We start from the raw sequence: 16,038 nt of genomic DNA on the forward strand, positions 1-16,038 counted from the left end.
CAGGAAATTGCGGATGCAATATTGCAATGCCTGACGGTGCGGGCCAAATGGCGCCGACGACCCGATATTCAGACGCCCTGGATGATGAAGGCGCGATAATCGGCGCCCAGATGCCGGTGCCGCTTCGCGTCCTGATAGGCCGGGCTGTCATACCAGGCCCTGGCCGCTTCCACCGTCTTGAACTCTACGATGACCGCGCTGTCCGTCGGCGGGCCTTCCAGTGTTTCCGTCGCTCCATAGACGGCGCGGGGGATCGCTTCATGTCCGGCGAAGGTGGGGCCGGCCATCCTCGCATAGATTTTCATCTCCTCCTCGTCGCGGATATTTTCACGCATGAAGACAATATAGGCCGGCATGTAACACTCCCTTCTTTGACATGCTGAGAGGCGGTGATGCACGGCGGCGCGTGCGCAGTCCAGTGTCGGGCAGGCATGGATCGCGCCTGCCGCACGGCTTCACATTCCTGATGGATTGGCAGGCAATGACGGATTGCTCTTCGCTCGGCCTGCGGTTCATTCCATTCTTCCATCGATTGCGGGGCGGATGTGAGAGGATGGAAAGAAGGCATGACAGTCGAAGGAGAATTGCTGTGGCGTCCGTCGCAGGATTTTGCGTCCGGATCCAACCTTGCGCAATATATGGAATGGCTAAGGCCGCGGGGGCATGATTTCACAGACTATCCCGCCCTGTGGCGCTGGTCGGTTGACGAACCCGATGCGTTCTGGGCGTCCTTGTGGGACTATTTCCAGATATGGTCCGACCGGCCATATGAAGAGGTCTGCACCAAGGGGGCCATGATCGATGCGCGCTGGTTTACCGGATCGCGCGTCAATTATGCCGAACATGTGCTGCGAAACCTGGATTCCAGGGGCGGGGACGCAGTGGCCATCCACTATCGGTCCGAAATGCGGCCCGGCGGCACGGTCAGCTGGCAGGAACTCGAGGAGAAGGTCCGCCGGCTGGCGACCGCGATGCGCGATCTGGGGGTTGTGCCCGGCGATCGGGTCGTATCCTATATGCCCAATATTCCCGAAACGGCCATAGCGATGCTGGCGACCGTGGCGATTGGCGCCATCTGGTCGTCCGCGGCGCCGGAATTCGGGGTCGGCACCGTGACGGACCGTTTCGCGCAGATCGAGCCCAAGCTGATCTTTGCCGCCGATGGTTATCGGTTCGCGGGCAGGGATTTCGACCGGCGCGCGGATATCGCCGCCATCGTCGGGAAACTGCCCACGCTCGAACATCTGGTCTGGCTGGATTATGCCCATCCATCCGGCGCGCCGGTGGCCCATCGGGGCCTCCGCAAATGGGACGATCTGGTGGCGGGCGACGCGCCGCCGCGCGAGCAGTTCCGCTACGAACGGGTGCCGCACGATCATCCGCTCTGGATATTGTTCTCGTCGGGCACCACGGGTCTGCCCAAGCCCATTGTGCAGGGCCATGTCGGCGTGCTGATCCAGCATATGAAGGGCATGAGCTTTCATGTGAACATCCGGCCCGGAACCGTGCTGTTCATCTACAGCACGACCGGGTGGATGATGTGGAACTCCACTATGTCCGCGCTGTGCGTGGGCGGCGGCACCGTCCTGTACGACGGCAGCCCCTTCGCCGATGGCGTGGGAACGCTGTTCGCCGTCGCGCAGGATACCGGCGCGCATGTCCTGGGCGCCAGTCCGACGCTGGTGCAGGCCGCGGCCAAGGCCGGTTTCCGGCCGCGCGACCATTTCGCCCTCGATGCGCTGGAGGAGATCATATTGGGCGGCGCGCCCTCGACGCCCGAAACTTTCGCCTGGTTCTATGACGCTGTGAAGACCGATCTGTGGGTCACATCGCAATGCGGCGGCACGGAACTATGTTCGGGCATTGTCGGTGGCGTTCCCATCCAGCCCATATATGCGGGCGAGATACAGGGGCCGATGCTGGGCATCGACGTGGCCGCCTTTGACGATCAGGGCCGTCCCGTGATCGACGAGGTCGGCGAGATGGTCATCACAAAGCCCGTTCCGTCAATGCCGCTCTATTTCTGGAACGACCCCGACAAGTCCCGCTATCGGGCCAGCTATTTCGAGACCTTTCCGGAGGTCTGGCAGCAGGGCGACCTGTTCAAGATGAACGACAGGCTTGGCTGCTATGTCTACGGAAGGTCGGACGCGACGCTCAACCGTTTCGGCGTCCGCATCGGCACGGCTGAAATTTACCGCACGCTCGAAAAGGTGGAAGGGGTGCAGGACGGGCTGGTGCTGTGCTGCAATCTTGCGGGCGGCGATTATTACATGCCCTTGTTCGTCAAGCTGAAGGAGGGCGTCGCGCCGGACGATGCGGTCAGGGCAGCAATTATTCGCCGATTGCGCGACGAGAACAGCCCGCGCCATGTGCCGGATGAAATCCTGTTCGTGCCGGATATTCCCTATACCATGACGGGCAAGCGGTTGGAAATTCCCGTACGCAAGATATTGCTGGGCGCGGAGGCCGCAAAGGTCGCGAGTAGGGAAACCATGGCCAATCCGGCGAGCCTGGACTGGTTCACCGACTTCGCCGCGTGCAAGGGGCTGGTCGGGCTGTGACATTCAGGCCCGACCCGGCGGAGGTTTGTATCAGAAGTCGATGGCGATCTTGCCGAAATGCGCGCCTTTTTCCTGAAGCAGAAATGCGGATTGCAGTTCTTCCAGAGGAAATTGATTGCCGATGACGGGGCGGATGCCCGTTGTCTCCAGCGCGCGGACGGTGTCGAGTTGGTGGCGGCGGCTGCCCACCGTGATGCCTGCTATCGTCAATTGCTTGCCGAATATCCGCGCGGTCGGCACCGGCCCCTGGATGCCGGCCAGCACGCCGACCAGTGAGATCGTTCCGCCATAGCGCGTCGCGGCGATGGATTGCTCCAGGGTCGCGGCGCCCCCCGTCTCGACGACGATATCGACGCCTTTGCCGGAAAGCCGGTTCGCAGTCGCGCCCCAAGCCGGATCGCTGCGATAGTTGATGACCTCGTCCGCGCCGAGCGCGCGTAGCCGCTCCAGCTTTTCGTCGGATGAGGATGTCGCGATGACGCGGGCGCCCATCGCCTTGGCCAGTTGCAGGGCGTAGACCGATACGCCGCCGCTGCCCATGACGAGGACCGTGTTGCCCGCCTTCAGTTGGCCCTTGGGGACAAGCGCGCGCCATGCGGTGACGCCAGCGCAGGTGATCGTGGCGGCTTCCCTGTGGCTGAAGCCGCGTGGCGCATGGGTGAAGGCGTGCCATGGCGCGCAAACCATGTCCCTGGCGAAACCGTCGATCCCGTCTCCGGGCACGTTGGACGGGCGCGCATCGGGTTCGCGCCCGTCGATCCAGTCAGGAAAGAAGGTGGAAACGACATGATCGCCAACGGCAAATTCCGTGACATCCGCGCCGACGGCAACGACCGTTCCCGCGCCGTCGGACAGGGGGACAATGCCGGAAACGGTCGGAATCCGGCCGGATACCACACCATAATCATGATAGTTTAGCGAGCTTGCGCTGATCCGGACAACGATTTCGCCTGTCGCCGGAGCCGGGGGTTCCGCCTCTTGGACCAACGCAAGGTTTCCGATTCCTGGTGCGGGCAAGCGAACGGCTCTCACATTTCTCTCCCTGTCGGTTTTTCGCCTTGGCCGCCTGGCGACGGTCAAGCGGCGTTTCTCCCTGTTTCCCCTGTCTTTCAGCCAACAATTTCGCGACCGAGGAAATGTCGCGCAATGATCCATTTCTGAATTTCGTTGGCGCCCTCGTATATCTCACCGATCTTGGAATCGCGATAGATCGCTTCCAAAGCTTTTTGCTCTCCCGTCGCTCCCATTTCCTTGACGAAACCATAGGCGCCGCTGACCTGAATGGCGTCGCGTGCGACATCGACTGCCGCCCGCGACCCAACGATCTTGGCCATGGCGGCTTCGACTTCGCACGATTCTCCCGCATCATAGATGGCGCCCGCCTTGTGGAACAGGGCGCGCCCCTGTTCGACGGCGATGGCATGGTCCGCGAAGGTCATCTGCCAATGCTGGAACCGGCCCAGTTCCTGGCCGAAGACCTTGCGCCGGCTCATATGATCGCTCGCTATGTCGAAGGCGGCCTGAGCCATGCCCACACCGACCGCGCCGATGCCCATGCGCCCGATCGTCAACGCACCCAGCGCGCCGCGCAGTCCCGCCCCCACTTCGCCGACGACATGGTCGTCCGCAACGAAGCTGTCCTCGAACAGTACGTCGGATGTCAGCTGCGGATGATTGCCCATTTTCCGGTCAGGGTCCGCGACGCTGACGCCATTGTCGCGCATGTTGACGAGCAGCAATGTCTGTGCCTTGTCGCCGGTGCGGCACAGCACCAGCATATGGTCGGCCGCCACGGCGTTGGTGATCCACCGCTTGCGCCCCGAAATGCGCCAGCCGCCCTCGACCTTGACCGCTCTGGTCTGCATGCGCGCCGGCGACAGGTCGGTGCTGGCGTCCGGCTCGCTTGTCGCGAAACTGCACACGATTTCGCCCTTGATGAGCCGGGGGAGATAGGATTGGCGCAGATGCGGCGCTGCCCGGTCGAGCGTCTGGCCCACAAGGATAAGCTGTGCGTCGAGAAGCGCGGACGCCACGCCCGATGAATAATAGGCGATCTCTTCCAGCGCCACGAGCAGCGCGAGCGTTGGATGCTTGAGGTCTCGCCCGCCCACATCGGCCGCGAAGGGGATCCCCAATATGCCCGCGGCGGCCATCTGTCCAAGCATGGCCCGAGGAAAGCTGTCTCGCGTTTCCGCGCGATTGTTCAGTTCATGCGCAACCAGGCGGAGATGGGTGTCGGCAAAATGCCTGACCTCCGCGCGGATGCCCTTCACTTCGTCGGGCAGATAATGATCCGACCACAATCGCGTGTCGCGCCTCTCCATGATAGCCTCTTGTCCCATATCATATTTGCCGTTTGAGCCGGTTTCGACCCATCCTGATGGTTTGGATATGCTCAAGTATCACGACATGGGCGCAAATCGCGGACAGACGACAGCTCTGCCAGGATGATTACAGGTGTAATAAGCCAGTTCGGACCAGCGGACTGACTTGAGAACTTCAGCATCGTCAACCAAAAACGTAGACCACAAGAGACATTCGCATTCACGTTTAAGCCGGGGAGCCAAAGGTGGCGTAATACCGGCCGGGGAGGATTTTATGAAATATCGGTTTTTGCTGGCTGCAAGCGTCGCCGCCCTCCCGCTCTCGCCTGCATATGCGCAGGAGTCGGCGGAAGCTCCGGCGGATCAGGGGGCGACCTCGCCACAGGCGGCCGTCGACGGCGGCGATATCATCGTCACGGCGCGGCGGCGCGCGGAAACCCTTCAGACCGTGCCCGTCGCCGTTACCGCGGTGAGCGGCGAAAATCTGAGGTCCTTGGGGGTGGTCAATGCCCTGGATCTTGCGCGCGTGACGCCGTCATTGACGCCGACCAGCGTTTTTTCTTCAAATCACCTCAATTTCACCATTCGCGGCCAGGCGCCGGAGAATAATAACTTCGGCAACAATCCGACCGTCGAGATCTATTTTGCAGATGTCGTTCAAATATATCCATCGCTGGCGGGTATTTATGACATGGATTCCGTCCAGGTCCTGCGCGGGCCCCAGGGTACGTTGTTCGGGCGTGCCGCAAATGGCGGCGCCGTTCTTTATTCTCCAAAGGCGCCGGGCAATGAATTCGAGGGATATATTTCTGGCCAGATCGGAAATTATAATGATCGAGAAGTCGAAGGCGCGCTGACCATTCCGGTCGTGCCTGATGTCTTGAGCATTCGCGTTGCGGGCAATGTTGTCCGGCGTGACGGTTATACGAAGATCTTGAACCAGGATAATTTTGACCTGGACAACAAGCATTCTGACGCGTTTCGCATCACCGCGAAATTGACGCCGAATGAATGGCTGACCAATACGACCATATTCGATTATTCCAATGTGGATTCGCACCAGAGCTCATGGTATCTGCTGGCGGCACGGCCGAACGGATTGGCGTCGACCATTTTCTCGCCTACGTCGCCCTACCCCTTCTTCAACGCGTTCCTTGCTGCCAATCCGGATCTGGCGGCTATCCCGGGGGTCAGTCAGGGACTTCAGGGCTATCTGAACACGGTGCAACAACTGGGGCCGCGCAAGGTCTATTACAACACGCCGTCGGATTTTCTGATATACAAGAACAAGGTACAGAATTTCATCAACAAGCTTGAACTGGACTTTGATGCGGTCAAACTGAAATATGTGCTGGGCTACCAGCGCATGTATGTCGCGCTCGGCTATTCCGCGGACGCCTCACCCTTTCCGATACTTGACGGTTATCAGCCGACATTCGCTCCTACCGCGCGTGCGTCGCAGAAAAAGCAGTTCTCGCACGAGTTGCAGCTGTCCGGAATGGTCGGCAACAGCCTCGACTGGATGGTCGGTGGATATTATGAAGAACGTGACGACATAGTTCCTGGCAACACGCTCTTTGGCCAGGCGTTTGGTGGCTTTTTTACTGGCTCTACGACCACTGTGCTCAATGGCATCGATACGCGAAGCAAGGCGATTTTCGGTCAGGCGACATATAAAGTCACGAACAAGCTGCGCGTCACGGGAGGCATTCGCTACACCTGGGATAACATCCATGCACAAAGTTATTCCGCATTGACGCCCACGGGCCTTCCCAACGGTCAGGCAAGCGGCATCACTGTATGCCCGGGAACCAACACGCCTTTTTCAGTGTATGAGGCTGCTTGTCGAGGCGTTTTGACCAGGCAGTCTCCGAACGATGCAAACTGGACCGGCAGCATCGACTGGCGGCCGACGGACAATATGATGTTCTATGCGTCGGCAAAGCATGGCTACCGTCCAGGTGGTGTTTCGACGACGGTCGTTGTACCTGCACTTCGCGAATATAAGCCCGAATCCATCACCGAATATGAATTGGGCGCCAAACTGAATGGCTATATCGGAACGGTGCGGGGGCGGCTTGCGCTTTCGCTGTTCCAGCAGGAAATCCGCGACGCGCAACGCGGCGTCATCATCTTCAATCCTCTGACTTCGCAGGCGCAGGGCTTCACGACCAATGCCGCCAAGGCGCAGGTTCGTGGTGTCGAGGTTGAAGGCGAACTGATCTTCAACAAATGGTTCCGCATCTCGGGCTTTGCCGATTATACCGATGCCAAGTACAAGGCCTTTGACATTCCGGTCATCGGCCTGACCGGGGGCGAACTGGCGATCGTGGGCCATGATGAGGCCACCGCTAATCCCTTTCCCAATGTTCCCAAATATCACGCCAGCGTCAACGCGACGGTGACGCTGCCCGTGCCGGACGACTGGGGCAAGATCAGCGTCAACGCCAATTATCTCTACCAGTCGCGATTTGTCTTTGCCGTGCAGAGCGATCTTGAACCTGAGGCGGTTGCGCCGGGCTACGGGCTGGTGAACGGACGCATTGCGTGGAACGATGTGCTGGGCGCGCCTGTCGATGCGAGCTTCTTCGTGAACAACCTGACGAACAAGACCTATTTCCGTGGCGGTATCGGCCTTCAGACGCTGCTGGGCATCACGCACGCGTCGGTCGGCGAGCCGCGGACCTATGGGATGCAGTTGCGCTTTCGCTTCTGACCGTTCGCAATGGGCCGCCGGGCCGCCCTTTACATCTGTAATGGATGGTCCGGCGGGCGTGACCTTTGGTCCCCGATATACGATCATGGATGTGGAACAGGATGCGTCTGCATGTAGCGCGCGCCTTGTCATAAAGGGCGGCGGGTAAATCCGCTATCCGACCATAGGAGACAAGAATGACATACGATCTCATCGTCCGTAACGGTACCATTGTGGATGGGACGGGCGCCGGACGCGTCGTTGCCGACCTCGCAGTGTCGGACGGCAGGATCGTGCGGATTGGCGACCTGGGGCAGCAAAAGGCGCTGAAGGAGATCGACGCCATGGGCCGGATCGTTGCTCCGGGGGTGATCGACCTGCACACCCATTATGACGCCCCGCTGCATTGGGATCCCTACGCCACGAGCTCTTCGTGGCATGGCACGACTTCCGTGGTGATGGGCAATTGCGGTTTTGGCTATGCGCCGTGCCGGCCGGAACATCGCGAACGCTACATGATGATGATGGTCAACACCGAACAGGTGCCCTATGAATCGCAGAAGCAGGCCATCAACTGGGAATGGGAAAGCTTCCCTGAATGGCTCGCGCATCTTCGCGCCATGAAGAAGGGGATCAATGTCGGCATGTTCCTGCCGCTCAATCCCCTTCTGGTTTACGTAAAGGGCGACGAGGTGAAGTCGCGGCCGACGACCGACGCCGAGCGGGCGCGCATGAAACAATTGCTGAACGAAGCGATGGATGCAGGCGCGAGCGGCTTCAGCCTTTCGTTGCTCGGGAACGGCAATGGCCATGTCGATTTCGATGGCACGCCGGTGCCCACAGACGTCATGGACCCGGAAGATGCCTATTGCCTGGCGGAACTATTGCGGGAACGCGGCGACGGCATCATCCAGTCGCTGGTTCAGCTGCGGATGGAGTCGCGGCCGGACATTTCGGAAAAGCTTGCTCGCATTTCGGGGCGGCCCGTGATCCATAACGTCATCATGGCGGTGGAAGGCTCCGACAATCCGACGCCGGCGCAGCTGGAACTGATAAATCGCTGGAAGAACACGCTGGACTGGGTCGACCGGATGGAGAAGGAGGGTCTCGAAATCTACCTTCAGTCCGTTACTTTTCGCGGCTGGGCGGAGTTCAAGATCGAGGAATCGACCTTGTTCAACGCGGTGCCGGTGTTCGAGGAATTTTCCCGCTGCAAGACGACCAGCGAGCGCATGGCGCTGGCCCAGAATGCGGAGTGGCGCAAGGCTGCGCGGGAATCCTATCGCTACGAATATTTCATTCCCACAGGCGGCGGCTTCGAGAAATATATTCTGGGCTCGGCCATCGGAAGCGAAACCTATCAGCCCTATGAAGGCATGAAGGTCGGCGACATTGCCGCGAAGCTGGACCGGCATGTTGTGGACGTATTCTTCGATATCCTGGTCGACACGCATATGCAGGTCGATTTTGTTCTTGCGGAGGCGCAGTCGCGCGACGGCAACAAGATCGAGCAGATATTGCGCCATCCGCGCGTGATCGCCGGGACATCCGATGGGGGTGCGCATGTGAAGATGTTCGTGGGCGGGCAATATTCCACCGACCTCATCAACTGGATGGTCAAGGAAGACAAGCGCCTGACGCTGGAGGAAATGCACAATATCCTGAGTGCGCGCCCGGCGCGGATGTTTGGTTTCCATGACCGTGGCACGCTGGAGGAAGGCAAGGCGGCCGACATCGTGATCTACGATTTGGACACGCTTGGTTTCGAACGCAAATATGTCGTGGCGAATGATTTGCCCGGCGGAGATTGGCGCCGGACCGTACCAGCGCGCGGCGTCGATTATGTCATCGTCAACGGTCAGGTCGTCATGGACCATGGCAAGCCGAGCGGGCTGTTTCCCGGCCAGTACATGACTGGCGGCGATGTCGCTGTGGTCACGGATTTCGCAAACGCGGCGGAATGACGACGGCAGGAAGCCGAACGGTTCCATCCATCGGCTGATGTCGCTGCATCAGGCGACATCGGGAGGTTCTTATGGATTTCGACGAGACACCTGTTCCTGACTTCAGCGGTCTGGGCCGACTGGATGACCAGGTTTTCGTGGTTCTGGGGGCGGGCCAAGGCATAGGTCGTCAGGCGGCCCATGCCCTCGCCCAGGCGGGCGCGCATGTGGTTTGCGTCGGCCGGCGGGATGCTGCGACACAACATGTTGCTGACGAGGTCAAGGGCAGCGCCTTCATTGGCGATGCGCAGGACCGGCCGACAATGGTGCGGCTGTTCGCCGAGATCGAAGCGCGTCATGGAAAGCTGAACGGCATTGTCGACATTATCGCGATCGGCATTGCCGGCGGTATCCTGACCATGGGCGACGAGGATCTCCAGTGGCAGTTCGACAATGTGCTGCGCCATGCCTATCTGGCGTTGCAGATCGGCGCGCCATTGATGGCGAAATCCGGCGGCGGGAGCATCGTTCTCGTCAGTTCTGTAGCCGGGCACAGAGTGTGGACCAATCCGGCGTTCGGCTATGGCATCGCAAAGGCGGCGCTCAATCACATGGTCGCCACGGCGGCTGTCGAACTGGGGCCGCTCAACATCCGGGTCAATGCCGTCGCGCCGGGCCTTGTCACGACGCCGCGCTGGCAGAACCAGACCAGCGAATGGTATGAAGCGGTCGCGGAAAAATATCCGTTGCGGCGCATCGGCGCGCCGTCCGACATCGGCAGCGTCATCCTGTTTCTCGCGACGGATCTGTCGCGCAATATGACCGGGCAAAATCTGGTCGCCGATGGCGGGCTCACACTGCTCTCGCCAAAGCCGGTCTCCGACGATGCGTCGGGCTGGTCGAAGGACATGGCGTAGCCGCCGCTCCGCAAGCGAGCAGAATAATTACATAAGGGGAGGACAGACATGAATCAGTTTCACCTATTGCGCACCGCATTACTCTGCGCCTCGGCTCTGGCGAGCATTCCCGCCATGGCGCAGGCGGACTCACCGGAACCAGCGTCGTCTCAGTCCAACCCGGACGGCGCTTCTCGCGGCGGTGTGGACGACATCATCGTGACGGCGCAGCGTCGCGAGCAATCGCTCCAGAAGGTACCGGTCGCGGTCACCGCGCTGGACGCCACGGCACTGGCCGAACGCGGCATCGCCACAAGCGAGGACTTGCAGATATCGACGCCGAATCTGCTGCAAACCACCGTCAACGGTACCACCCAGACGTTCATTCGCGGCGTTGGGGCACAGTCGGCCATTATCGGCAATGAAAGCTCCATCGCCACCTATGTCGACGGCGTCTACATCGCATCGCTGACGGGCGCGGCGTTCGGATTGAACAATGTCGAACGGGTGGAGGTCCTGCGCGGGCCGCAGGGCACATTGTTCGGCCGCAATGCGACTGGCGGTGTCGTCCAGATCATCACGAAAACGCCGACGCAGAAGTCCGAATATGCTTTCGACCTGTCCTATGCCAATTATGAGACCGTGACCGCAATGGCTTATGCCGCAGGCGGGCTGAGCGACAAGGTCGCGGCCAGCGTGGCGCTGTACAGCACTTCGCAGGGCAAGGGGTTTGGCCATAACATCGCGACAGGCAGCGAGATCAACAAGCGGGACGAGCAGTCCATTCGCGTTAAGCTCGCCATCGATCTCACGGACAACCTCAATATTCTTTTGGCGGGCGATTATGATCGCCAGAAGAACGACCTTGGCACCAATCGCAACACTTATGAGGATAGTCGAACCGTGCTGGGCGGCCACCGGGTCGGTGGCGCTTTCGACGGCAATTACAGTTTCGACCCTCGCGCGAAAAGCAGCCAGTTCGGGTTCAGCCAGAATGCGACGCTCGATCTGGGCGATGTCACCTTGCGCAGCATAACGGCCTATCGCGAGTATAAATGGTACAATCACTACGACCAGGACGCCACGCCGGTCCCTATCGTCGGCGTGGTTCGTGACGAGAAGAACAAGACGTTCCAACAGGAATTCCTGCTGGAGGCGAAACTGGGTCCCGCAGATCTTACCACCGGGCTTTTCTATCTGAATTCAAAGGCGTCCATCAATCCGGTCTCGACGCAAAGCGTGAGCCTTGCCAGCTTCAACCTGAGCCGTATATCGGACCAGGATGTCAATTCCTACGCCGCCTTCGGGCAGGCCAATGTGGAGGTGCTGGACGGCCTCAACCTGACCGCCGGTTTGCGCTATACCTATGAAAAGGCGAAATTGAACGGCGAACTGATCGCCCTGCCCGGCAATAGCGCACCGGCCGGAACCGTGCTCGTTACCATCAATGACAAGCAGATTTCCGCACGCAAGCTGACATGGCGCTTTGGCGCCGACTATCAGGTCGCGCCCGATATCCTGCTCTATGCGTCCGGCAGCCGGGGTTTCAAGACCGGCGGTTTCAACCTGACATCGATCACGCAGTTGCCGACCCGTCCGGAAACGCTGGACGCCTATGAAATCGGATTGAAGACCGACCTTTTTGATCGCCAGTTACGCTTCAACGCCACGGCCTTCCATTACGACTATTCGGATATCCAATTGTCGACCGTGCTGCCGGGGGGCATCCAGACGCTCAACGCAGCCAGCGCGAAGTCCGATGGCCTGGAGTTCGAAGTCGTGGCGGCGCCGCGAATGCCGCTGGGGAATTTGCAGATTGGCGCGAATCTGACGGTGCTTGACGGGAAATACAATTCCTTCCCCAATGCGCCTTATTATCTTCCGCAGCCCTATAGCTCGGTTCCCGCGGGCCTGACCTGCCCTGCGTCTTCCTCCACATCGCCGGGCGGAAACGCCGCATGCACCTTCGATGCGAAGGGCAACAAGATGATCCATGCGCCCGATTGGACGGCCAATGTGAATATCTCCTATGTCGTGCCGGTGGGAATGGGCGACCTGGAACTGTCGGCCAATTATTTCCACAATGACGGTTTTTACTGGGAGCCGACCAACCGCATCAAGCAGGACGCCTATGATGTCGTGAATGCGCAGATCGCGTACAAGTTCGCCAATGATCTTCGCATCCGCCTGTTTGGACGCAATCTGACGAACAAGCTCTATTATTCGTCCGTGTCCGAACAATCGCTGGGCGATCTTGGAACGGCGGCGGCGCCCCGAACCTATGGCGCCGGCATCGATTTCCGGTTCTGATGATCTTAAAGGAGAGTGTTCGCGTTCCCAGGAACGCGAACACTTTATTTTTTCGTTCAGCCGCCGCCGTCGACGCGGATAAGCGTGCCCGTGGTGAAGCTGGAACAGGGGCTGGCCAGATAGAGGGCGGTCGTCACGATCTCTTCCGGCCTGCCCGGGCGTCCGAGGGCATTGTTCGCCGTCATCTGCCGATCGGCGGGCCAGGCCTTGGCAATGTCGGTCAGGAAAGGACCGGCGGCAATGGTGTTCACGCGAACCCGGGGCGCAAATTCATGGGCCAGCGAAAGCGACATGGCGTTGAGCGCCGCCTTGGCCCCGGAATATGCTACGGCGCCCGGCACTGCCTTCAGCGATCCGGTCGAGGATATGTTGATGATCGCGCCGCCGTCGCCCTTCGCCATGCGATGCCCGATCTGGCTGGCAAGTCGAAACGGCCCCTTGAAATTCAGGGACAGGATCTTGTCGAACAGCTCTTCGCCCATTTCCGCGCTTGGGATGGCCGGGGACATGCCCGCATTGTTGACGAGGACGTCGATGGCGCCGAAATGGTCATAGGCAGCCTCGATCAGCCCATCGATCTCGTTCCATTTCCCGACATGCGCCGCCACAGGGAGCGCGCGCATGCCCATTGCGCGGATGTCGGCGGCCACGGCTTCGCACGCTTCCAGCTTGCGGCTCGCTACGATGACATCGGCGCCATGGCGGGCGAAGGCGAGCGCCATTTCGCGCCCCAGACCCCTGCTGCCGCCTGTGACGAGAGCGACCTTGCCGTCGAGGCGGAAAAGGGGGTCCGTCATATGGATTGCTCCGATAAGAGTGGGCCGCCGGACCATCGCGCGAGCTGTAGCGCGCGTTCCAGCATGCGGGGAACGCCATATTCCATGCTGGCATGGCGTTCCAGCGTGGACTGGCCAGCGAGATATCGCTGATACCAGCCCTCAAGAATCACCGCGAGCTTGAACGAGGCCAGCGCCATATAATAGGGCAGGGCGCCCACATCGAGACCGGAAGCCTGCGCATAGCGGGCTGCCATGTCCGCGCGCGGCGGGAAACCGTTCCAGTCGAGATAGGGAGCGAAACTCTCCGGCTCGCCCTCGTCCCGCCAGCTGGCGAGAAGCCAGCCCAGATCGAGCATCGGATCGCCGATCGTCGCCAGTTCCCAATCGACGATCGCGCTCAAACGCGGCGGCGTCGCGGGCGCGAACATGACGTTCACGAACTGATAGTCCCCATGGATCAGGCTGATCTGACGGCTTTTGGGCATTTCATCGCGCAGCAGCCGTGCGAGGCGGACGAAACCGTCCAGCTTGCGGCCGCCGCTGCGGGCCAGCTGCTTTTCCCAGCGGTCGACCTGTCGCTCAAGGAAATTGTCGGGCCGCCCGAAATCCGACAGGCCAATGGCGCGCCAGTCGACAGCGTGCAGCATCGCCAGCGCATCGACGATCTCCTCGCCCATCCGCGTCTTGGCATCGTCGTCGCGAAAGGCAGGGGGCAGGGGACTCCTCGGCGCGAATCCATCCACCCATTCGAGCAGCGCGAAAGGCGCGCCGATCACCGAGCCGGTTTCCTCCGACGCAAGCAGACGGGCATGAGGCACGCTGGTCCGCCCCAATGCCTTGAGAAGGCGGATTTCCCGGCTGATGTCGTTGGAAGATGCGTCGACCGGGGTCATCGGTGGCCGCCTCAACGCAAGCCGCCGCGCACCATGATCGACCCGGAACAGCAGGTTGCTGAGGCCGCCACTGACCGGCGCGATGCCCAGTTCCGTCTCCCGCTCTTCAAAGACATCGTTCAGGAATGTCAGAAGGCGTGCCGGGTCGACTTTCGTGGCGGTGTCCGGGTCGATCATGGCACACCCGCTTCGGCTTCGAGACCGAATTTGGCGATCGCTCGCGCCTTTGCATGGCTACGCAGATAGTCGGGGAACATCGTCGCGCAGGGTTCGACGCCCTTCAATATCTCCCGCGCGACGGTGACTTTGTGCACCTCTGTAGGTCCGTCCGCCAGGCCCAGCGTGTAGGAGTGGATCAGCGCGTCCGCAAAGGGCGCCTCGTCGGTGACGCCCAGCGATCCGTGCAGATGCAGCGCCCGTTCGGCGATGTCGTGCAGGACCTTGGGCATCAGCACCTTCACCGCCGCGACATTCTTGCGCAACCTGCTCCAGTCGCTTTCCCTGTCGTGGAGCCAAGCGGTCTCCAGAATGAGAAGGCGAAACTGACGAAGCTGAATCCAGCTGTCGGCGAGCTTTTCCTGTACCATCTGCTTGCGGGCAAGCAGTTCGCCCTTCGTACTGCGGGATAGGACGCGCTCGCACATCTGTTCGAAACAGTGGGTGGCCTGCGCCAGCGCGCGCATGGCGTGATGCATGCGCCCGCCCGAAAGCCGGACCTGCGCAACCTCGAAAGCCTTTCCCCGGCCGCCGAGCATGGCGTCGGCAGGAACCCGGACATCGGTCCAGCGCAGATGGGCATGGGCCTTGTCCGGTTCGCCCAGATAGCCATAATCCTTGACGATCTCGATGCCGGGCGTGTCTGCCGGTACGATGAACATCGACATTTGCGCATGCGGCGCGGCGTCGGGATCAGTCACCGCCATGACGATGTAGAAGCTTGCGAAACGGGCGTTGGACGCGAACCATTTTTCGCCATTGATGACCCACTGGTCGCCATCCAGCATAGCGGATGTCGTCATGCCCAGAGGGTCCGCGCCGCCTTGCGGCTCGGTCATGGTGAAGCAGGATACGATCCGGTTGGCCAGCAGCGGTTCGAGATAGCTTTTCTTCTGTTCCTCCGTGCCGTAATGGGCGAGAATCTCGCTATTGCCCGTGTCGGGCGCCTGCGCGCCGAAGACGATCGGGCCGAAGCGCGCCCGTCCGAATTTTTCACTCATCAGCGCCAGCTTGAGCTGGCCCATGCCCGGACCACCCAGCTTGGGCGAAAGGTGACAGGCCCACAGGCCCCGTTGCTTCACCTCGGCCTGAAGTGGACGGACCAGCCGCTCGAACAACGGATGGGCAAGATCGTAGGGATTGTCGAGAACCAGCTCCAGCGGTTCCACCTCCTCCCTGACGAAGCAGTCGATCCAGTCGAGCGTTTTCTGGAACTCCGGGTCCGTCTCAAATTGCCACATTGTCTGTCCTCTCCTGGTGCGGGCATGGGAAGATATCGGCCGGGACCGGGTTGCAGGCCTTGCCGGGAACATGCTCGCTTTTGGCGTGTCGCGGGCAAGCTTCTTCCGGTGGCCCGGCTTGTCAACGGCTTTGGCCATGCGCGTGCATGTTCAACACATGCTCGATATTTGTCGCCC

At 60.6% G+C, this 16,038-nt stretch carries 11 protein-coding genes; 5 read left to right on the forward strand and 6 right to left on the reverse strand.

The annotated features are described in order from the left end of the window. Window positions 1-68 precede the first annotated feature (68 nt). Window positions 69-356 carry a DUF1330 domain-containing protein gene (locus HUK73_RS02980; protein ID WP_176590570.1) on the reverse strand — a complete coding sequence of 96 codons (288 nt, stop codon included), beginning with the start codon at window positions 354-356 and terminating at the stop codon, window positions 69-71. Window positions 357-566: 210 nt separating this feature from the next. On the opposite strand from HUK73_RS02980, the gene HUK73_RS02985 reads away from it, so the two are divergent. Next, on the forward strand, window positions 567-2,564 hold the full coding sequence (locus HUK73_RS02985) for an acetoacetate--CoA ligase (protein ID WP_176590571.1): 1,998 nt from the start codon (window positions 567-569) through the stop codon (window positions 2,562-2,564). A 30-nt stretch (window positions 2,565-2,594) separates the two neighbouring features. Here the strand turns inward: HUK73_RS02985 and HUK73_RS02990 are convergent, their stop codons facing one another. Continuing rightward, window positions 2,595-3,596, reverse strand: coding sequence for an NAD(P)-dependent alcohol dehydrogenase (locus HUK73_RS02990; RefSeq protein WP_176590572.1), 1,002 nt, complete (start codon window positions 3,594-3,596; stop codon window positions 2,595-2,597). 77 nt (window positions 3,597-3,673) lie between these two features. Continuing rightward, window positions 3,674-4,888 carry an acyl-CoA dehydrogenase family protein gene (locus HUK73_RS02995; protein WP_176590573.1) on the reverse strand — a complete coding sequence of 405 codons (1,215 nt, stop codon included), beginning with the start codon at window positions 4,886-4,888 and terminating at the stop codon, window positions 3,674-3,676. A gap of 166 nt (window positions 4,889-5,054) precedes the next feature. Here HUK73_RS02995 and HUK73_RS03000 point away from each other — a divergent pair, with 166 nt between their 5' ends. The 4 genes from HUK73_RS03000 (at window position 5,055) to HUK73_RS03015 (ending at window position 12,732) form a co-directional block, all read left to right on the forward strand. Further along, entirely contained in the window at window positions 5,055-7,604 is a 2,550-nt protein-coding gene (locus HUK73_RS03000) for a TonB-dependent receptor (protein ID WP_176590574.1), read from the forward strand. 176 nt (window positions 7,605-7,780) lie between these two features. After that, window positions 7,781-9,547 carry an amidohydrolase family protein gene (locus HUK73_RS03005; RefSeq protein ID WP_176590575.1) on the forward strand — a complete coding sequence of 589 codons (1,767 nt, stop codon included), beginning with the start codon at window positions 7,781-7,783 and terminating at the stop codon, window positions 9,545-9,547. A gap of 71 nt (window positions 9,548-9,618) precedes the next feature. Then, entirely contained in the window at window positions 9,619-10,443 is an 825-nt protein-coding gene (locus HUK73_RS03010) for an SDR family NAD(P)-dependent oxidoreductase (protein ID WP_176590576.1), read from the forward strand. A 48-nt stretch (window positions 10,444-10,491) separates the two neighbouring features. After that, window positions 10,492-12,732 carry a TonB-dependent receptor gene (locus HUK73_RS03015; RefSeq protein WP_176590577.1) on the forward strand — a complete coding sequence of 747 codons (2,241 nt, stop codon included), beginning with the start codon at window positions 10,492-10,494 and terminating at the stop codon, window positions 12,730-12,732. Between the two features lie 56 nt (window positions 12,733-12,788). Here HUK73_RS03015 and HUK73_RS03020 read toward each other — a convergent pair whose 3' ends face one another. The 3 genes from HUK73_RS03020 to HUK73_RS03030 are packed head-to-tail and all read right to left on the reverse strand — an operon-like array spanning window position 12,789 to window position 15,861. Further along, window positions 12,789-13,529, reverse strand: a complete 741-nt coding sequence (locus HUK73_RS03020; RefSeq protein ID WP_176590578.1) for an SDR family NAD(P)-dependent oxidoreductase — start codon at window positions 13,527-13,529, stop codon at window positions 12,789-12,791. Further along, the gene (locus HUK73_RS03025) at window positions 13,526-14,581 is read right to left on the reverse strand and encodes a phosphotransferase family protein (RefSeq protein ID WP_176590579.1); all 1,056 of its coding nucleotides are present in this window, start codon (window positions 14,579-14,581) and stop codon (window positions 13,526-13,528) included. The genes HUK73_RS03020 and HUK73_RS03025 overlap by 4 nt, the downstream gene beginning before the upstream one ends. Beyond that, window positions 14,578-15,861, reverse strand: coding sequence for an acyl-CoA dehydrogenase family protein (locus HUK73_RS03030; RefSeq protein WP_176590580.1), 1,284 nt, complete (start codon window positions 15,859-15,861; stop codon window positions 14,578-14,580). The genes HUK73_RS03025 and HUK73_RS03030 overlap by 4 nt, the downstream gene beginning before the upstream one ends. Window positions 15,862-16,038 lie beyond the last annotated feature (177 nt).

This window comes from Sphingobium sp. EM0848 (genome assembly GCF_013375555.1).
GTDB lineage: Bacteria > Pseudomonadota > Alphaproteobacteria > Sphingomonadales > Sphingomonadaceae > Sphingobium.